This is a genomic window from Cryobacterium sp. TMS1-13-1, from assembly GCF_004403125.1.
Classification (GTDB): domain Bacteria; phylum Actinomycetota; class Actinomycetes; order Actinomycetales; family Microbacteriaceae; genus Cryobacterium; species Cryobacterium levicorallinum.
On record NZ_SOGX01000006.1, the window covers coordinates 121,127 to 139,771 of the forward strand.

The window sequence follows — 18,645 nt, forward strand, 5'->3', positions numbered from 1 at the left end:
GCCGCGAAGCATCTCATCGAGGGCCTACTGCAGGAAGCGGCTTTGGGCGGCCTGGGGCTGCTGCTCGATGAGAACGGCGGCGGGTCCCGCACGATGGCCAGCATCCATGCGTTGGTTGCAGACTCCGCCGTTGTGGCCGATTGGCTCACCCTGGCCGGGACCGAACTCGTCGTCGGCACGTCGGAGCCGTTCAGCGAACTGGCCAGTACCCCGATGGCGTTTCGCGAGGCCGAGACGGCCCTGGAAATAGCACGGCGGCGCACGACGCAGGCGGGCCGGCACCGCGGGGCCCAGCGCACCGTGGTGCGGTTGGACGAGGTTGACCTGGCCAGCTGGCTACTGGCGAGACGCGAGGCGCCGCAGCTGGAAGACAAATTGCGCAAATTTGTCGCGACCCTCAACCTCGACGACGACCTGATCGAAGCCCTGATCGTGTATCTGGCGTTGGATCAGGATGTTGGGAGAAGCGCCCGGCATCTGTATGTTCATGCCAATACGGTTCGGTATCGGCTGCGCAAATGCGAGGAGTTGCTGGGAACCCCGATGAGCAGCACCGCCACGATCGCGAATCTGTACCTGGCTTTTCAGGATGACGTGCTGGCGCTGCAAGACCAGATTGAATTTCTAGCCCGGTAAGGCCAGGGAGCTAGGCGAGTTTTTCGACCTCGACGAATTCGATGGTGCGGGTCCCCCGGTTCTCGACGGTGTGTTCGGCGCCGGAGGGGCGTGTGTAGCTCTGGCCATTGCGAATTTCAGCGACAATTTCCGAACCGTCGGCGTTGATCACGTGCATTGTTTCAGTGACGAGGGGCACCACGGCATACTCGTAATCATGAACGTGCATGGGAATGGCATCTCCCGGTTCAATCGTCCATTTGGTCACGCGAAAAATCCCATTGTCGATTTGAGTCTCGCTGGTCGCCAACTTTTTCCTTCGCTCTCTTCACCGATATGACAGTGATCATACTCACCCATCGAAAAATGACGCGGCAAGTGGCAGTCAGGCGCCGCGCGATCGACGCGGGAATTGCGAATCTGAGGGAGGGCGACCGCACGCGTAGTTTGGAGAACGCATACAGTGCTCCAACGCACCCAGACAGACAAGGCTCCCCCATGCTCCAGCTCACCGAAACGGATATCCGGGCGGCGTTCATCAATGCGTCCCTGAGTGAGCGCAAGGCCGTGACCCTGCCGTCGAACGTGGCCACGCTCGCCGGGGCCAAGCTCGACTATCTAGGCTGGCGTGACCCGAAGATTCCGGGCCTCGGTTATGTCATCGCGCAGCTCGATGAGGGCCCGGTCGGGCTGCTGTTGTGCGAACGCAAGGGCAAGATGGTCACCCGGCCGCAGTGCTCGTGGTGCATTGACGTGCAGCTGCCCAACGACGTTGCGTTCTTCAGCACCAAACGCGCCGGGCAGGCCGGGCGAAACGGCGACACGATCGGCATTCTCGCCTGCTCCAACTTCGAGTGTTCTTCGAACGTGCGTAAGCTCCCCTCGGTCGCCTACATCGGCTTCGACGTTGAGGCGGCACGCCAGAAGCGCATCGGCGCCCTGGGCGAGCACCTGCGCAGCTTTCTGCGGGACGTGCGCGACGGGAGCTAAGCGCCGGCGGGCGGCGCAGCATCCGCTTGGATGGTGCGGGCGTCAGCTGGATCCTGCTGGCGGCGGCTGGCCAGAAGGAACGGCAGACCGATGAGCTCGACGACGGCGCCGATCACAAGCGAGGTGCCGTAGCCCTGCAGGTCGGCCGCGCGACCGAGGGCCGGCTGGATGAACACGCCACCGAGGCTGCCGAACAGCGAGTCGAACGACAGCACGGTTGCGCGCTGTTTCGACGGGATCATGTCGTTGAGGTAGGCCTGCCGTACCGGCCCGGCGACGGCGAACACGAAGCCCCAGACGACCAATAGCAAGACGGCCAGCCAGAACAGGCTGTTCAGGCCGAGCGCCACGAGCGTGCCGATACTGATAATTCCCGCCACCAACACCATGCTGGTGCGTTTTCTAAACAGTGAGCGGATGCGCGGCGCCAGCAGTCCGCCGCACACCTGCGCCAGGGACAGCACGGCCGCGGCCAGCCCGGCAATGGAGTACGCGGTCGGGTCGCCGTACAGCTCGAGTAGATAGGGCTGCAGCGCGTAGAACGCATAGATTCCAACCCCGCCGGCGAAGGGCGCCGAAAAGATCACGTAGCGCACCGAGCGCTTTTTCAGGCCGTGCTCGATCGATTGGGTCAGCACGTTGCGGGTCGCTTTCAGCGGGCCGGCGGAGCGATCCGGGGTGAAGCCGAGGTCTTTCATAACGATGTACGCGAAGACGAACATCAGCATGAGCACCCCGGCGCGCACCAGGAACGGCACCCCGAGGTCAGTGACCTGAGCGATCACCCCGCCGAGTACTGAGCCGGTGAACATGGCAATTCCGGTGACGATGAGGCCACGGCCGAACACGGCTTCGAGGCTGCCGGTGTAGCCGGTCGCGGCCAGGGCATCGACCAGCCAGGCTTCGACGGCGCCGGAGAAGAAGGTGAAGCCGAGTCCGAGCAGCACCGACACGATCGCCCACCAGACGAATGGCGCGTGCCAGAGCCAGAGCATCCAGTACAGCCCGGTCGTGACCGCCAGTGTGACGGTGCCGAGCAGATAGGACGCCTTACGCCCGACGGTGTCGGCGACTACCCCGGTCGGAATCTCGAAGATCACCATGCCCACGGTGAAGAACGCGTTGGCGGCGAAGGCCTCGAAGTTCGACAGTCCAGCGTCGAGCAGAAACAGGGTGTTGATGCCCCAGATGAACGACGCCGCGAGCGTGTTCCCAAGCATCAGGGTCAGGTAGACGCGCTGCACCCGCCGAGCCGCCGGGTTCACGACCCGCACCCAACGCTGCATGTATGCACAGAGTAATCATCGACCTACGAAGAGCGGATGGCTAGCCAGCTATTCGTTGCAGGCCCCTGGTCACAATATCGGGCGCGCGATCTGGCTTGGACGCGTCTACCATGGCAGGCGTGCACCAGCCCGTGTGTCCTTTCTAACGGCGAGCCAGCACCATTACTTCCCATCTGCCGCAACCAATTATTTGACGGATGCCCGGAAGCTCGAGTTTGACGTCGGTTTAGCGCCGCGGCACCGAGTCGCGAATGATGAGTAGCGCCCACCACTCGCGCCTGGCTCAAGGTCGGTTGACCGTGGTGGCGCGCGTTCTACCAGACTCAGGCGCTTGTGGGATGCTCGGCCAGATACGCCGCCGGCCCCTGTGGATCACCCAATGTCGTATATGATTCAGAAAACGATAATAGAACACGGTGTTCTATTATAGAACGGTGACTGATCGCCGTGCGAGACCACACCGAGGAACCACACCTAGGAACCACACAGAGAAGTGAGGAAGCCGTGCAGTTTCACCACCACGGATACGTGTCCACCGATCCCCGCGTTCAGGACGCCGCCGGGGTCGGCATCGATCGCCCCGACGAACTTCCCGACACCGTCGACGTTCTCATCGTCGGCACGGGCCCGGCCGGCATGATCACGGCCGCCCAGCTCTCCCAGTTTCCCGACATCACGACCCGCATCGTCGAACGCCGCGGCGACCGCCTGGCGATCGGGCAGGCCGACGGCATCCAGGCCCGCAGCGTCGAAACCTTTCAGGCCTTCGGTTTCGCCGAACGCATCATCGCCGAGGCCTACCGCATCACCGAGATGGCGTTCTGGAAGCCCGACCCCACCAACCCGGCCAACATCATCCGCACCGCCCGCGCCATCGACGACCCGACCGGCATCAGCGAGTTTCCGCACCTCATCGTCAATCAGGCCCGCGTCCTGGATTATTTCGCCGAGGTGATGGCCAATGCGCCCACCCGCATGACCCCGGATTTTGGTTTCGAATTTCACAGCCTCGTGAACACGAATGAGGGCGAGCACCCCGTCACGGTGACGCTCGTGCACACCACCGGCGCCCACAAGGGCCAGGAACGCATCGTGCACGCCAAATACGTCGTCGGCGCCGACGGTGCCCGCAGCGCTGTGCGCGACTCGATCGGCTGCACCCTCGCCGGTGACGCGGCCTTCCACGCCTGGGGCGTCATGGACGTTCTCGCCGTCACCGATTTTCCCGACATTCGCACCAAGTGCGCCATCCAGTCCGGGACCGGCGGAAGCATCCTGCACATTCCGCGCGAGGGCGGCTACCTGTTTCGCATGTACGTCGACCTCGGCGAAGTCGCTCCCGACGACAATGGCGCGGTGCGCCAGACCTCGATGGAGCAGATCATCGCGAAGGCGAACGCCATTCTGCACCCGTACACCCTCGACGTGAAAAACGTCGCCTGGCACAGCGTGTACGAGGTTGCTCACCGGCTCACCGACCGCTTCGACGATGTGCTGCCGGCGGAGATCGGCATCCGCTCGCCGCGTGTTTTCATTCTCGGTGACGCCTGCCACACGCACAGCGCCAAGGCCGGCCAGGGCATGAACGTCTCGATGCAGGACGGCTTCAACCTGGGCTGGAAGCTCGCCTACGTGCTCGACGGGCGCAGCCCCGACAGCCTGCTCGGCACCTACTCGGCCGAACGCCAGGTCATCGCCAAGAACCTGATCGACTTCGACAAGGAGTGGTCGTCACTCATGGCCGCCAAGCCGGAAGACCTCAAGGTGCCACTCGAGGAGTTCTACACGCAGACGGCGGAGTTTCCGGCCGGCTTCATGACCCAGTATCCGCCGTCGATACTGATCGGCGAGGCGACCCACCAGTCGCTCGCGACCGGGTTCCCGATCGGTAAGCGCTTCAAATCGGCCCCGGTGGTGCGGGTCGGTGACGCCAACCCGATCGAACTCGGCCACCACCACCGCGCCGACGGCCGCTGGCGCGTCTACGCGTTTGCCGACGCCGCATCCGTTGAACTGGCCACCTGGGCAGAGTGGATGCGCACCTCTCCCGACTCGCCGCTGCTCGCCCACACCCCGGCCAGGAGCGACATCGACAGCATCTTCGACGTCAAGGTGGTCTACCAGCAGGCCCACGTCGAGGTCGATATCAGCCGGGTCTCCGAGGTATTCCTGCCTAAAACCGGCCCGTTCGGGTTGATCGACTACGAGAAGCTTTACGCCACCGACCCCAAGCACGACATCTTCTCCCTGCGCGGAATCAGCCGCGACGGTGCCATCGTGGTCGTGCGACCCGACCAGTACGTCGCGAACGTGCTGCCGCTGACGGCGACCGACGAGCTCGCGACGTATTTTCGGCAGATGCTGCTCGTGCGGTAGCCGCTTCAAGCGGATGCCGACCGGTCAAGTGGCACCGTCCCGGAAGGCCGTTGCTTTCTCGGCGAGCGGATGCCGGTGGGCCGCCGCCCCTAATCGGCCGACGGCCGCGGCGGTCGCGGGCAGTTCACCGTGCGGCGGGCGAAGAACTCTGGCCGGTGGCTGCGAAATATACGCACCACGCGACCGGGATGCTGACTAGTCTGCAGCCCCCTCACCAAACCGGGCCGCCAGTTCACTTCGTGAGCTGATGCTCATCTTCGAGTAGATGTTCGTGAGATGGTACTGCACCGTCTTTCCGGTGACGTTGAGTTCGGCAGCCGTCTGTTTGTTGGTCTTGCCACTCGCGACCAGGCCTGTCACGGCCTGTTCCTGTGCGGTAAGCGCCGCAAGGTCGCCCCCCTCCCGCCGTGCCACGTTCAGCCCGCCAGCGAGCAGCTCCCGATCGCACCTTCGTACATACGGTATCGCCCCCAGCGAGGAAAATATGTCGCGCGCTGTGCTGAGCTGCGGCGCGGCGTCGCGGCGTTTGCCGGCGCGACGCAGGGACTGACCATAGGCGAAGTGCACTCGCGCCCGGAGAAAGGGCATGGGTAGGCCTTCGAGGGCGACCAGACCCTGTTCGAAAACGCCCCTGGCCTCCTCGATCTCGTCCTTGGCGCTCAAGATTCGGCCACGAACATAAGCGAGCCGGGCAATGGTGGAACGGTGGCGGCGCTTGTCGGCAAGTCGTTCAAGTGGGCGAAGAAAATCCCCGGCTTCGTCCACTCGATTCACCATCACAAGCGCGTTCGCATAGACGTCCTGCCACGGCCAGAAGCCCGGCTCGTCGATTCCGTGGGATCGGTCGAGCCTCAGCATTGGAGTGAGGGCCCGAATGACGCCGTCGTAATCGGCCTGAATTTCGGCCACCTGAGCAACCGCCAGACACGAGGGTATTTGCATCACCGGGTAGTCCTCGGCCGTTGCGGCCGCCAACCGCCGGTGAGCGGATGCCCGTTCCAGGTCGCCTCGCAGGGCGAATACCTGGGAAGCTGTCCAGTGCAGAAGCGGGCGAGTGAGATCGATGTGCGAGCTCTCCTGGTCAATGCTCGCGCGCGCAACGGTTCGCAGAGCATCGTCCCAACTGCCCAGCGTGAACTCGGCCCGCGCCTTCCATGCCTGCGCCCAGAGGGAAATACGCAGCGAACCATAGTTGTAGGCCGTGGGTACGGCGATGGTGAGCTCGTCTCGCGCCAGCTCGGGCTCATCCATGGCCAGTTGCAGCCAGCCCTTACCGAGCCGCATCCGTTGCGACTGGGCCCCCACAGCGTTACCGACGGTCATCTGGTGATAGAACGCGGTCGCTTCGGCGGTCTTGCCCAAGGCTGCCAGTCCGAGGCCAATCATGGCGCGTGATTCGACCGCCGCCGGGATATCTTCCTCCACGAGGTTGGTCGAACGTTGCGCCCACTCCACCAAATCCGGACCGTGCCATTTTGCGAGGGAATGCAGCACGAGTCGTTGTGCGACCGTCGCCGTGGTGCTCGCATCGGCCTGCGGGTCGCACTGATCCCAGGCTTCAACCAACAGTCGTTCGGCCTGCACCTGGCGCCCGCGCAGTACAGCCAGGTACCCCTGAACCGAGTCTCGAAGGGGTCCACGGCTGAAACTTTCGATTTCGTCGATATAGCTCAGCGCCCGCGGCACATCACCGGCGCCGACCAGGGCATCGATGCCGCATAGGAGGCGTCTTTCCCGCTCCGCCCTCGTCGGCCAGAGACGGGCCGCCTGCAGAAAATTCTCAGCCGCCGGTTCCCAAGCCCCCACCTCCGTTTGACTTACCGCGAACTGTTCGATTTCGGCAGCGAGCGCAGCATCAGGCACCGCCGTCGATGCCGCTCGATGCGTCAGCCGGTCTCCGTGACCCGGGACAAGTCGGGAAGCGGCCCGATGCAGCGCTGTACGACGTACCGGGCCAAGGGATTCGTATACCGCCGCGCGCATAAGAGCGCTCGAGAATGAGATGCGAAAAAAGGTATCGTCGCCAGAGGTCTTGAGAAACCCCGCCGTGCGGGCCTGATCCAAAGCCTCCATCGGCACCCGCGTCCCTGCCAGGGCGACCGCCGAGGCAAAGACCGCATCTACGCCGAGCACGGCTGCAGCCTCGACGAGGGCACGAGCATCGGCGCTGGCACGCGTGAGCCGCTCCAGCGTCTCCCCGGCGAATTGCCGCGGCGCCGGGAGCACATGCTGCCATTCGGACCAGAACCGTGGCGGGTGTTCGGTCAGCAGCTGCAGAATATGACGCGGATTTCCAGCCGTGTGCAGGCCCAGCCGGTGGGCCGTTGACGTGGGCAGGTCGATCCGGCCCGAAGCCAGGGCCAACCGTTGGATATCAGCGGTGTCCAGCGGGCCGAGTATCGTCTGCGTGCATCCCGATAGCTGCACCAGCCGCGTAGTTACGGGCGACAACGGATGCCCAACCTCGACCGTGAGGATTATCAGCACTCGATCGCGCCGCAGTCGCCTCACCAGGTAGAGAAGTGCCTGCACGGATTCGTCATCGGCATAGTCGACATCGTCGACGAAGAGAACGACGTCCCGGTCTTCCGCGCAGGTGCCCAGAGCGGAGAGCACGGCTTCACCGGCCGTATCGGGTGTCGAAGCCGCCTCCCCCTCGCTCCACGCCCTTCCCCCCAACAGTTGGTCAAGAATGCCCCAGGGGATGTTCTGCTCCCAGGAAACACCGCTTGCCCGGAAGAGCGATGCCCCGCTCTGGCGGATGAACTCGTCAACCAGGGCCGACCGGCCACTCCCACGCGGTCCCGTCATTACGGCCAGGGGTACACGTGCGTCGTCGGCCGACCTCAGGAGTCGTGCGAGCTGCGCGAGCTCGGTGCTCCGACCAAAGATCCGAGGTACAACATCATCGTCGTTCATTACCCTGAAGCGTAACCGACGCCGATACGGCCGGGACCAGCTGCGGTTCTGGCACCGTCGATTCTTCGGCGTCAACGTGGCGGGGAACAAAGGCCGTCACGAGCGCACCGAAGAGAGCGACGCCGGCGAAGACGAAGAATGCCACCTGGCTCGCGGCTCCCGCGGCGATCAGAAAACCGCCCAGGAGCGGGCCGAAAATGCCACCCAGGCGTCCGAATCCCGCGCACCACGCCACTCCCGCGGCTCGAACCGGTGTCGTGTAGTAGTTCGAAACGAAGCCGTAAATGAGAACCTGCGTGCCGAGGGTGCCGACCCCCGCAACGGCCACGGCGCTGAGCAACACCCCGAGCGGCAGGTGCAGCGTGATCAGGATCAACGACAGGGTGGCCAGACCGAACGTGGACGATACGATCCGCCGGGGGCCGAACCTGTCAGCCGCACGGGATGCGACGAGCCCACCAATGACGGCGCCGGCGTTGAGCGTCACAAGAAAGAGGAGTGAGTAGTTCTTGCCATAGCCGTACTGCAGCATAATCTCAGGCAGCCAGGTGTTCAGTCCATAGGTGAGCAGCAGCCCGGAGAAGCTCATGAGGCCGAGCAAGACCGTGGGAAGGAGAAAACGCTTGCTGGCCAGGCCTGGGAAGCCAGAACGCTGACCGACATGGTCCGACGGCACCGCTGCCATGGTGACGCCATCGGCCAGCATGGGGATCCCGGTTCGGGCCGAGAGGACCTCAGCTTCGAATATGCGGCCGCGGGAATATAGCCATTTGGGTGACTCGGGAAGTTTGACCAGGGCAATGGGCAAGAGAACCGCTATGGGAAGCGCACCAATCAGAAACATACCGCGCCAACCGATGGAATCGGAGAGCATCATGGCCAACAGGGAGGCGATTAGTGCCCCTGCGGGAACGCCGGAGTAGACGAGCGCGTTGTAAAAGTTGCGACGACCGGCGGGAGCGAATTCCGCGATCATGGCGCCGGCCGTGGCGATGAGCGCCCCCACGCCGATCCCGGTGAGAAAGCGCATCAGTCCGAACGCCGTGACGCTCGTGGTCATGGCGGTGGCTGCCATGCCGATCGAGAACCACACAATGTTGATGAGCATGATCTTGCGGCGGCCGAAGTAATCTCCGACCGCCCCGGCGGCTAAGGCGCCCACCATGACACCCATGAGCGCGTAGCTGCCGAGCAGACCAGCCTGCACGGGATCCAGTGCGCCGATCTGACTGGGATCGCGAAGAAGTGTCGAGACCACGGTTCCATATACGACCAGGTCGTAGCCGTCGAAGATGAGCGCGAACGCGGTAATGGCCACGACCCAGCGGAGCGTTTTTCGCTGGCGGGCGTCGGTCGAGTCGTCAATGCTTTTCATGGTGCAACTCCTTTGTCACAGGGATGAATGTACGGGTGGAAAAATGCGCGTCAGCCTAGGTCTCCGCCGGCAACGGGAAGCACCATGCCGGTGAGATACGAGGCCTCGTCGGAGGCGAGGAAGACGATGGGAGCTGTCTGCTCGTCGAGTGTGCCGTAGCGCTTCAGCAGCGTCGAGTCGATGGTCTGGTCCACAATCTCCTGATACCAGGCGATCTCGCGCTCGCCATCTGGGGAGGGGCCGCGCTGCACCAGACGGGCGGGGGCATCGGTTCCGCCGGGTGCCGTTGCCACGACTCGAATACCGTACCGAGCCGTCTCCATGGCCAGTGCAGCGGTGATGGCGCCTACGCCCCCCTTGGCTGCGGCATAGGGAACCCGATTGATGCCACGGGTGGCAACGGAGGCAACATTCACAATCACGCCGGCCTGTTGTTCGATGAGATACGGCAAGACCGCGCGGCAGGCCCAGAGCGTCGGGAACAGCGAACGTTGGATTTCCTTTTGGATCTCCTCTGGACCGTAGTGTTCGAAGGGTCGGGCCCAGATCGTGCCGCCGACGTTGTTGATCAAAACGTCGATGCGACCGCGCCAGGACTGTGCGGCGGCCATCGCCGACAACGTGTCGTCGTACCGCTCGAGATCGCCGATGACGCTGAGCGCCTCGCCGCCGGAGCCGCGAATCTGGCGAGCGACCTCGTGCACCAGTTCGGCACGGTCGATCAGCACAACGAGGCCGGACTCCGCGGCGACCCTCCGCGCCACGGCCAGCCCGATGCCCTGAGCAGCACCGGTGACGACCACGATCTTGCCGGCGAACCGGCCCGGGTGCATCCACTCCGTCATCGAACACCCTGAGCCACGGGTGCCACGAGAGCGAATTTCTCATAGTAAAAGTGTGCCGGCTCGATGTCACGTTCTCGAAGATGGCCTCGTACCGCTTCCACCATGGCTGGCGGCCCGCACAGGTAGACGTCGACATCCCCGCCGTTGATGTGCTCGGGGCCGACCAAACTGGTGACGTACCCCTTATTAATGGCGGTGCTGGCGGCATCCGCTACGCAGTGGTCAAAGGTGAACTGCGGGATGCGATCGGAATAGAACTGGAGCCGGTCAAGTTCCACGAGGTCGGCGTCCGTGCTCACACCATAAATCAGATGCACCGGATGCTGCAGCTCAAGCCGTGTCATGGACTCGAGCATCGACAGAATCGGTGCCAGGCCGGTGCCACCGGCCATGAGCAGGGCTGGCCGCTTCGCCTCCCGCAGAAAGAAGCTTCCCATCGGCCCGGTGACCTGGAGCCGGTCACCTACGCACGCCGTATCCCGCAGGTAACTCGACATGAGGCCGTCATCTGTAATGCGGATTAGGAAGGTGGCGGTCGCCGCCGTCGGTCCCGAACTGAACGAGTAGGAGCGAGTCTGGTCGGTACCGGGAACGCCGACATTCACGTATTGGCCGGGAAGAAAAGCGAGAGAATCCCGGTCGTCGAGTTCGAGCGAGAAGCCGTAGGTGCCCGGGGAAATCCGCCGGATGTCGGTGAGTGTCGTGTCGAAGGCAATGGCCTGGGTCTTGGCGAGGTCCGATGTGGTGGCGATCTGCAGCACGAGGTCGCTCTGGGGCGTCATCTGGCACGGCAGACAATAGCCTGCCGTCGCTTCATCATCGGTGAGGGCATCCTCGATGTAATCTCCGCCGTCGTACGACCCCGATTCGCACAGGGACTTGCAGGTGCCACAGGCACCGTCTCGGCAATCCAGCGGGATATTGATGCGGGCTCGGTAGGACGCGTCGGCGACGGTCTCTCGGGGTCCACATTTCACGAAACGGGTGACCCCGTCCTCGAAGCTCAATGCAACCTGATACGTCATTTCAACTCAATTCCCTTGGGCGATGGTGCCGGGTCAGATGTGGTCGGTCAGATGTGGTAAATATCCACGACGTGGTGGATGTAGTCGTTCTTCAGCACGACTTTCTTCTTGAGGATGACCGGCTGGGTACCCGAGAAATCGATGGTGTAGAACGAGGTTCCGAAGTACTGGTCGATGTTCTGGTATCGGTAGTACAACGTGAGCCAGTTGAACCGCACGTCAACCAGATCTCCGCGCTGCTCGACGACCTCGACATTGCTGACGTTGTGGCCGGTGCGCGGTTCGGGCAGGCTGGTCGCGCTCGAGCGGTCCGTTTTGATGCGAAACACCCGGTCCTCGATGCCACCGCGGTTCGCGTAGTAGATCAGCGAGATCTCGCGCTGCGGGTCGTCCACCAGCGTGTCGTCGTCGGCCCAGGCCGGCATCCAGAATTCAGAATTGGGGTGGTAGCAGTCGATCCACCGTTCGAATTCCCGGTCGTCCAGGAATCGGGCCTCGCGATAGAGAAACTGCTGAATCGCTTCGATCGTGATGACGCTCTCGCGGGTGTCGAGTGTGATGGTCATTTGCTCTGGTTCTCACTGTCGCATGTCACTGTGGTGCCGGTCTTGCGCACCGATGTGCGCTGCCGGGTCGATTCCGTGTCAAGGGCATCCCGCATGGTCTCCAACCAGTACCCGTGCTGGATGGGGTACAGCCCCTCGTCTTCGGTGCGCGCACCACTCGAGATAGGTTTGAGCTCGATCTTGTCGGCATTCTCGTCTGGGCCGGTGATCTGGTGGGCGGTGCCACGACTCAGGTCATTCCATTTGGCGGCCGTGGCCCGGTAGGTCTTCTGGCAGGACCGGAATTCTTCGAGGTCGTCAGGGGTCGCCATGCCGGAGGCGTTGAAGAAATCTTCATATTGACGGATGCGCTTTGCCCGGTTCGAGTCGCTCTCACCCTTGGGTGCTATGCAGTAGATCGTGACCTCGGTCTTGTCGACGGCGATAGGACGCAAATGACGGATCTGGGATCCGAACTGGTCCATCAGGTACACATTGGGGTACAGGCACAGATTGCGGGAGATGTTGATCATCCAGTCAGCTCTGGCCTCGCCGAATCGCTCAACCAGTTCGTCTCGTCGATCGAACAGCGGTCGGTTGCTCGGGTCGAGCCACTCCGTCCAGAGCAGAAGGTGGCCGTGCTCGAAAGAGTAGTAGCCACCCTTCTGCTTGTCCCAGCCGCCGGCATCCATTGCCTTGGTTTCATTGAGCGACTCGCCGCTCGTGCGCCTAGCGGTTGTGGCCGCATAGTTCCAATGAGTGGCGGTGACGTGGTAACCGTCGGCGCCGTTTTCGGCCTGTAGCTTCCAGTTGCCGTCGTAGGTATAGGTGGACGCGCCACGCAGAACTTCGAGGCCATCGGGAGACTGGTCCACGATCATGTCGATGATCTTGGTGGATTCGCCGAGGTGCTCTTCGAGAGACTTGACATCGGCGTTGAGACTGCCGAAGAGGAAGCCACGGTAGCTTTCGAATCGCGCGACCTTGGTGAGGTCGTGGGAACCATCCTGGTTGAACTGGTCGGGGTAGCCGGCGTCGCGGGAGTCCTTCACTTTGAGCAGCTTGCCGGAGTTGTTGAAGGTCCACCCGTGGAACGGGCAGGTGAAGGTTGTGCGGTTGTCGGTTTTGCGACGACAGAGCATGGCACCACGGTGGCTGCAGGCATTGATCAGCGCGTTGAGCTCGCCTTGCTTATTGCGTGAGATCACGATGGGCTGGCGCCCGATATTGGTCGTGAAGTAGTCGCCGACATTCGGGATCTGGCTTTCGTGGGCGAGGTAGATCCAATTGCCCTCGAAGATGTGCGTCATCTCGAGCTCGAAGATTTGCTCGTCGGTGAAAACACTCCGCTTCACCCGATGGATCCCGTTCTCCGCATCCTCGACCAGTGCATCGTCGAGGAAGGTTGAGATGTTAGCTCGCGCGTCAGTCATTGCCGCTCCAATCAGGTGTGGGCTGCGTTGCCCGGGGCCAACCGACACTGGATGGCCGAAAATTTGTTGTAATGACGACCATTCCAGCGCGCGGAACGAGTCGCACTAGACATTTGCCTAGGGTCACTCTGGGGGGTCTGTTGGCACCGGCCGAAGGGTGAATAACGTGATGGCAGGCGCCACCGCCACTAATCGAGGTTCATGTTGAAGATCACCAGAATCGAAGCGATCCCCTTCGCCATTCCGTACAACAAACCGCTGCGTTTCGCCAGCGGCGAGGTACGGGTGGCGTCGCACATCCTGGTGCGCGTACACACCGAGGACGGCCTGGTCGGCGTCGCCGAAGCGCCCCCGCGCCCCTTCACCTATGGGGAAACGCAGGAATCCATCGCGACGATCATCGAGAAGACGTTCGCGCCAGAGCTGGTGGGGATTTCCTGCCTCAGCCGCGAACGCATCCACGCGGTCATGAACCGTACGATCGGCAATCCCACGGCGAAGTCGGCCGTCGACATGGCCGTCTGGGACGTGATCGGAAAGTCGCTCAATCTGCCGGTGACCACGCTGCTGGGTGGCTACACCGACCGAATGCGCGTCTCGCACATGCTGGGATTCTGCCAGCCGGAGATGATGGTGGCCGAGGCCGAGCGGATGCGCGACAGCTACGGCATCACCACCTTCAAGGTGAAGGTGGGCCGCCGGCCGTTCCGGCTCGACGTTGACGTGTGCCGGGCCCTGCGTGCGGGGCTCGGCGACGACGTCGAGCTGTACATCGATGGCAACCGCGGCTGGACGGCGTCGGAGTCCCTGCGGGCCCTCGCCGCAATGAGCGATCTCGACCTCACTTTGGCCGAGGAGCTCTGCCCGGCCGACGACGTATTGGGGCGCAAATGGCTGACCGAGCGCAGCCCCATCCCGGTGGTGGCCGACGAGAGCGCCACCACACCCGGCGAGGTCACCCGTGAGCTGCTGAGCGGGGCATCCACTGCCATTAGCATCAAGACGGCCCGCACCGGCTTTACCTACTCGCAGCGAGTGCTCTACCAGTGCGAAGGCCTCGGGGTTGAAGTCATCATGGGCAACCAGATCGACGGCCAGATCGGCACGATGTGCACTGCCGTCTTTGGTTCCGCCTTCAAGGCCACGACGATGCGGCCGGGCGAACTGTCGAACTTTCTGGACATGTCGGATGACCTCCTCACAGAGCCCCTCAAGATTTCGGACGGCGTCCTTGCCGTTCGCAACGTACCTGGACTGGGGATCGACGTCGATCCCCAGAAACTGGCGAAATATCGCCAGGACCAGTGACGAGAAACATAAACATTCCCTGCCTCGGCACGACGTCGTCTGAGGCACGAACACGAGATGGAGTCCACCATGACCGCACAGACCACAGCCGAGAGCCGCACCGAATTCGACGCCAAAGCCGCCGAGTCGGGCCAGCAGGCCACCGATCGTTATTTTGAGAATCACCGGGTTGATGTTGCCGTGAGCAAAGAACGCGTGAACGTGCTGGCTGCAGAGGTTATCAATGGGGTGGCCGACACCATTCGTCGGCACAAGGTGACCTACGACGAGTTCCAGGCGGTGAAGGGCTGGCTCATCCAAGTGGGCCTCGACGGTGAGTGGCCGTTGTTCATGGACGTGTGGGTTGAGCACGCGGTCGAAGAGGTTGCGACTGAAAACCGGAAGGGCAATAAGGGTGCCATCGAGGGCCCGTACTACGTGGTCAATGCCCCAGAACTGGCAACCCCCGCAACGCTTCCGATGCGCGACAACGAGCCGGGTACCCCGCTGCTCTTCCAGGGAACGATCACGAGCGTCGACGGCGCCCCTCTGCCCGGTGCCAGAGTAGAAATCTGGCACGCCGACAGCCTCGGCTACTACTCGCAGTACAGCCCCGGCCTGCCGAAATGGAACCTGCGTGGCACCGTCGTGGCCGACGAGTCCGGGCGGTTTCAGATCAACACCATCGAGCCGGCTCCCTACCAGATTCCCACCGATGGCGCCTGCGGCAAGCTCATCGCTGTGGCGGGGTGGCACGCCTGGCGCCCTGCTCACCTGCACCTTAAGGTCTCGGCTCCGGGACAGCAGCTGCTCACCGCACAGCTCTATTTCATTGGAGATGCACACCTGACCGACGACATCGCGTCGGCCGTGAAACCGGAGCTCGTACTGACCCCGACGGCCGTGGCGGGTGGACACGGCGAAGAAGTGACCTACGACTTCGTGCTCGACCCGCTCGACGCCTAACCGACTATCGCTGGAGGACAAGCAAATGCTCTATGCCGTCACGATGACCGTCAGCATTCCCCCGGGCCAGGATCCAGCAGTGACGGCCGACACCCTCGCCAGGGAAAAGAGCTACTCCCAAGACCTGCAGCGCACGGGGGAATGGGCGCATATCTGGCGCACCGTGGGGCACTACTCCAATCTGAGTATTTTCGATGTGGCAAGCAATGAGCGCCTGCACGAGATCTTGTGGGGGCTGCCGCTCTTTCCGTTTATGGAGGTCGACGTGGCGCCGCTTTGCGTGCATCCGTCGAGCATCAACCGGGCGGGATAGTTGTGGTCTTCCTCAGGCGGTAGTTCTCTCGCCCCAGCGGTGGCACCCCAGGGTCAGCATGGTACATGGTTCAACAAACGATAATAGAACACGGCGTTCGTTTATAGAACACAGCTGATAGTGCTGCACCGATGCTTCAGGCATTCGGCTTCGCCGAGCGCAGTCGCCGCTGCGAGCGGATGCCGCCGCGTCGCCGCCCCTACTCGGCCGCGGGACGCTGGCGGTTCTGTTTCGTGGCTGAGCGCTGCTGTTTAACGGCGAGGTGCCGCCGCCCCGAGCCCTTGGTGGGTTTGGTGGCGCGGCGGGCGGGCGGCTCAGCCGCCAGCCCGGCGCTCACCAGATCGCCGAGTTTGCGCAGCGCGATCTCGCGATTGCGCAGCTGGGAACGCTGCTCGCTCGCGGCGATGGTGACCACCCCGGAAACGAGACGGTGCCCGAGGCGGGTGAGCAGCAGCATCCGCTCATCATCGGAGAGAACCGTCGACTCGGCGACGTTCCAGGACAGCTCGACCCGGCTGTCTGAGGTGTTGACGTGCTGGCCGCCGGGCCCGGACGAACGCGAAAAACGCCAGCCGAGTTCGCGCTCGGGAATGATCAGCGCCGGCGATACCTCAAGATCCATGCATCAAGCGTGGCACAGATGGCTCAGAACAGGGGCCAGGGCACCGCGGGCATGTCGCCGCTCGGGGCGGGGAACTCCCCCTCGGACCGCAACCGACCGCAGCGTTCGGCGAGCGCGGCGACTTCTTCGGTACTGAGAAGGCCAGCAAGGGTCGCGCCCAGCGCACCATTCAGGTCGGCCTGCACCCGGTCGATGCCCTCGAGTTCCTCGTCGGTGAGCGTGTCGCCGAGCCAGCCCCACAGCACGGTGCGCAGCTTGTGCTCGATATGAAAGGTGAGCCCATGGTCGACGCCGTGCCGGTGACCGTCGGGCATGGCGAGAATGTGGTCGCCCTTGCGATCGGCATTGTTCACGACGATGTCGAACACGGCCATGCGGCGTAGCGCCACGCTGTCTTCGTGGATGAGGGTGACCATCCGTTCGTGCTCGTCTCGCCCGTCGAGAACGTGTCGCCACCCGGTTGCCGGCACGGCGTCGGAGGCCACGAGATCGACGGCGGCCTGCGCGGGGTCAGACTCCTGCCACAACTGCACCATGCCTTCGCCCATCGGGCCCTCGCGCAGCCAGGTGCGCGGCACGACGTTCCAGCCGAAGACCTGCGAGACCAAGTAGGCCGCCACCTCGCGATTGGCCAGGTGGCCGCCCGGAAAATCCCACAGCGGATGTTCCCCCGCCACCGGTTTGTAGACGACCACCGCGCCGTCGATGCTCCCCAGGAACGTTGCATTCGAGGCCGTCGTGATGCGGCCGGTGAGCTTCAGCTCACCGTTGATCAGGTCGGGAATCGGCATCAGGCTTCGGGCAGGGTGCAGGTGTGCCCGTCGGCGTCGACAGGGTAACCGCAGAGGGGGCACATGGGCCTGCCGGCGCCGACGACCTCGCGCGTGCGTTTCGCGAATGCTCGCGCCGTGCCGACGGGGATGCGCACCAGCATCATTTCAGCCACGTCTGCCGGATCGAGCAATTCCTCGTCATCGTCGGTGATCGGGTAGGCCTCGATCACGACCTGCACCGTCGACGGGTCCCAGCCCAGACTCATCGCCCCGGTGCGAAATTCCTCGGCGACGGGCTGTTCGAGCGGGTCGTTGTCGACGAGCTCGATGGGGGTCGTGGTCGGAATGCTGAAGGGATTGCCCTCTAAAGTGATCAACTGGTCGAGGATCTCGTCGATCTTTTCGCCGAGAAGCGCCGACTGCTGTTTCTCCAGCGCGATGCTCACGATGCGGGTGCCGCTGCGCACCTGCAAGTAAAATGTGCGCGACCCGGGCAGGCCGACGGTGCCGACGACTACCCGGTCGGGCCAGTCGAACTCATGGACGATTGTGGGCATGTGAATATTTTACCCGTTCGAGGTGCGCGCTGGCTGATGACCGGCCCCACCGCCGACCGGCGCATCCGTTGAGTGGATGCTGCCAGCCAGCCAGGACAGATCGCCGCCGTCGGTGTTGGTCGCGTGCACGCTCGGCCTTTTGGGGCCGTATTGCACGATCGATACCGACGCGGGCCCGACGTTGATACGTTGGAACAGGTCGAGGTGCATGCCGAGCGCGTCAGCCAAAATGGACTTGATAACGTCGCCGTGGCTGACCGCGACCCACACAGCACCGGGCCCGTGCTGCGCCTCGAAGGCGGCGTCGTGGCGTCGAATCGCGGCCACCGACCGCGCCTGCATCGCCGCCATCGACTCGCCGCCGGGAAAAACCACGGCTGAGGGTTGCGTCTGCACCACCGACCAGAGGTCTTCTGTGGCCAGGTCGCTGATGGTCCGGCCCTGCCACTGGCCGTAATCACACTCCGTGAGATAGTCGTCAATCGGCATGACCGGGGAACCACTCTGGTGGTCGAGAATGAGCTGCGCGGTCTGCTGGCAGCGTTCCAGGGGGCTGGAGACCACGGCGACCAGGGGCACCACCGCGAGGCGTTTTCCGGTCAGCGCCGCCTGGTCCTGCCCGATCTGGTCGAGTCGCACGCCGGCGGCCCGCCCGGCGAGTATTCCGGCGGTGTTTGCGGTGGTGCGGCCGTGCCGCACGAGAATGACTGTGGCCATG

18 protein-coding genes are annotated in these 18,645 nt (G+C 63.4%); 6 read left to right on the plus strand and 12 right to left on the minus strand.

Annotation, left to right across the window (positions count from 1 at the left end):
- Window positions 1-42 precede the first annotated feature (42 nt).
- Window positions 43-636, plus strand: coding sequence for a CdaR family transcriptional regulator (locus E3T31_RS05235; RefSeq protein WP_134467796.1), 594 nt, complete (start codon window positions 43-45; stop codon window positions 634-636).
- A gap of 10 nt (window positions 637-646) precedes the next feature.
- On the opposite strand, the gene E3T31_RS05240 is transcribed toward E3T31_RS05235, so the two are convergent.
- Entirely contained in the window at window positions 647-883 is a 237-nt protein-coding gene (locus tag E3T31_RS05240) for a cupin domain-containing protein (protein ID WP_241977665.1), read from the minus strand.
- A gap of 230 nt (window positions 884-1,113) precedes the next feature.
- Here E3T31_RS05240 and E3T31_RS05245 point away from each other — a divergent pair, with 230 nt between their 5' ends.
- Window positions 1,114-1,605 (plus strand): FBP domain-containing protein, encoded by a 492-nt coding sequence (locus E3T31_RS05245; RefSeq protein WP_134467798.1) that lies wholly within the window; start codon window positions 1,114-1,116, stop codon window positions 1,603-1,605.
- Here E3T31_RS05245 and E3T31_RS05250 read toward each other — a convergent pair.
- Entirely contained in the window at window positions 1,602-2,870 is a 1,269-nt protein-coding gene (locus tag E3T31_RS05250; RefSeq protein ID WP_134467881.1) for an MFS transporter, read from the minus strand. The two genes, E3T31_RS05245 and E3T31_RS05250, sit on opposite strands and share 4 nt — an antisense overlap.
- A 525-nt stretch (window positions 2,871-3,395) precedes the next feature.
- Here E3T31_RS05250 and E3T31_RS05255 point away from each other — a divergent pair.
- Window positions 3,396-5,267, plus strand: coding sequence for an FAD-binding monooxygenase (locus tag E3T31_RS05255; RefSeq protein ID WP_134467799.1), 1,872 nt, complete (start codon window positions 3,396-3,398; stop codon window positions 5,265-5,267).
- Window positions 5,268-5,462: 195 nt separating this feature from the next.
- On the opposite strand, the gene E3T31_RS05260 is transcribed toward E3T31_RS05255, so the two are convergent.
- From E3T31_RS05260 to benA, 6 genes are read right to left on the minus strand one after another with little or no spacing between them, the layout of a single operon-like run.
- Window positions 5,463-8,186, minus strand: a complete 2,724-nt coding sequence (locus E3T31_RS05260) for a LuxR family transcriptional regulator (protein ID WP_134467800.1) — start codon at window positions 8,184-8,186, stop codon at window positions 5,463-5,465.
- Window positions 8,173-9,561 carry an aromatic acid/H+ symport family MFS transporter gene (locus tag E3T31_RS05265; RefSeq protein ID WP_134467801.1) on the minus strand — a complete coding sequence of 463 codons (1,389 nt, stop codon included), beginning with the start codon at window positions 9,559-9,561 and terminating at the stop codon, window positions 8,173-8,175. The genes E3T31_RS05260 and E3T31_RS05265 overlap by 14 nt, the downstream gene beginning before the upstream one ends.
- A gap of 50 nt (window positions 9,562-9,611) precedes the next feature.
- The gene (locus E3T31_RS05270) at window positions 9,612-10,406 is read right to left on the minus strand and encodes a 1,6-dihydroxycyclohexa-2,4-diene-1-carboxylate dehydrogenase (RefSeq protein WP_134467802.1); all 795 of its coding nucleotides are present in this window, start codon (window positions 10,404-10,406) and stop codon (window positions 9,612-9,614) included.
- Complete coding sequence (benC, locus tag E3T31_RS05275; RefSeq protein WP_134467803.1) at window positions 10,403-11,431, minus strand: benzoate 1,2-dioxygenase electron transfer component BenC; 1,029 nt, start codon at window positions 11,429-11,431, stop codon at window positions 10,403-10,405. Before benC ends, E3T31_RS05270 begins: the two co-directional genes overlap by 4 nt.
- Window positions 11,432-11,478: 47 nt before the next feature.
- Complete coding sequence (gene benB / locus E3T31_RS05280; RefSeq protein ID WP_134467804.1) at window positions 11,479-11,997, minus strand: benzoate 1,2-dioxygenase small subunit; 519 nt, start codon at window positions 11,995-11,997, stop codon at window positions 11,479-11,481.
- Window positions 11,994-13,409 (minus strand): benzoate 1,2-dioxygenase large subunit, encoded by a 1,416-nt coding sequence (gene benA / locus E3T31_RS05285; protein WP_134467805.1) that lies wholly within the window; start codon window positions 13,407-13,409, stop codon window positions 11,994-11,996. The genes benB and benA overlap by 4 nt, the downstream gene beginning before the upstream one ends.
- Before the next feature lie 201 nt (window positions 13,410-13,610).
- Between benA and E3T31_RS05290 the strand changes: the two genes are divergently transcribed.
- From E3T31_RS05290 to E3T31_RS05300, 3 genes are all read left to right on the plus strand, one after another.
- Window positions 13,611-14,717 (plus strand): mandelate racemase/muconate lactonizing enzyme family protein, encoded by a 1,107-nt coding sequence (locus tag E3T31_RS05290; protein ID WP_370304305.1) that lies wholly within the window; start codon window positions 13,611-13,613, stop codon window positions 14,715-14,717.
- 69 nt (window positions 14,718-14,786) lie between these two features.
- Window positions 14,787-15,662, plus strand: coding sequence for a catechol 1,2-dioxygenase (gene catA / locus E3T31_RS05295; RefSeq protein ID WP_241977667.1), 876 nt, complete (start codon window positions 14,787-14,789; stop codon window positions 15,660-15,662).
- Window positions 15,663-15,687: 25 nt separating this feature from the next.
- Window positions 15,688-15,975: a muconolactone Delta-isomerase gene (locus tag E3T31_RS05300; protein ID WP_134467807.1), complete on the plus strand. Its 288-nt coding sequence runs from the start codon at window positions 15,688-15,690 to the stop codon at window positions 15,973-15,975.
- A 199-nt stretch (window positions 15,976-16,174) separates the two neighbouring features.
- On the opposite strand, the gene arfB is transcribed toward E3T31_RS05300, so the two are convergent.
- Genes arfB through E3T31_RS05320 form a run of 4 tightly spaced genes read right to left on the minus strand, consistent with a single transcriptional unit; the run spans window position 16,175 to window position 18,644 of the window.
- Window positions 16,175-16,597, minus strand: coding sequence for an alternative ribosome rescue aminoacyl-tRNA hydrolase ArfB (arfB, locus tag E3T31_RS05305; protein ID WP_134467808.1), 423 nt, complete (start codon window positions 16,595-16,597; stop codon window positions 16,175-16,177).
- Window positions 16,598-16,620: 23 nt separating this feature from the next.
- Window positions 16,621-17,388: an SCO1664 family protein gene (locus E3T31_RS05310; protein ID WP_134467809.1), complete on the minus strand. Its 768-nt coding sequence runs from the start codon at window positions 17,386-17,388 to the stop codon at window positions 16,621-16,623.
- On the minus strand, window positions 17,388-17,927 hold the full coding sequence (locus tag E3T31_RS05315; RefSeq protein ID WP_104132738.1) for a DUF3090 domain-containing protein: 540 nt from the start codon (window positions 17,925-17,927) through the stop codon (window positions 17,388-17,390). The genes E3T31_RS05310 and E3T31_RS05315 overlap by 1 nt, the downstream gene beginning before the upstream one ends.
- Before the next feature lie 9 nt (window positions 17,928-17,936).
- The gene (locus E3T31_RS05320) at window positions 17,937-18,644 is read right to left on the minus strand and encodes a histidine phosphatase family protein (RefSeq protein WP_134467810.1); all 708 of its coding nucleotides are present in this window, start codon (window positions 18,642-18,644) and stop codon (window positions 17,937-17,939) included.
- Window position 18,645 lies beyond the last annotated feature (1 nt).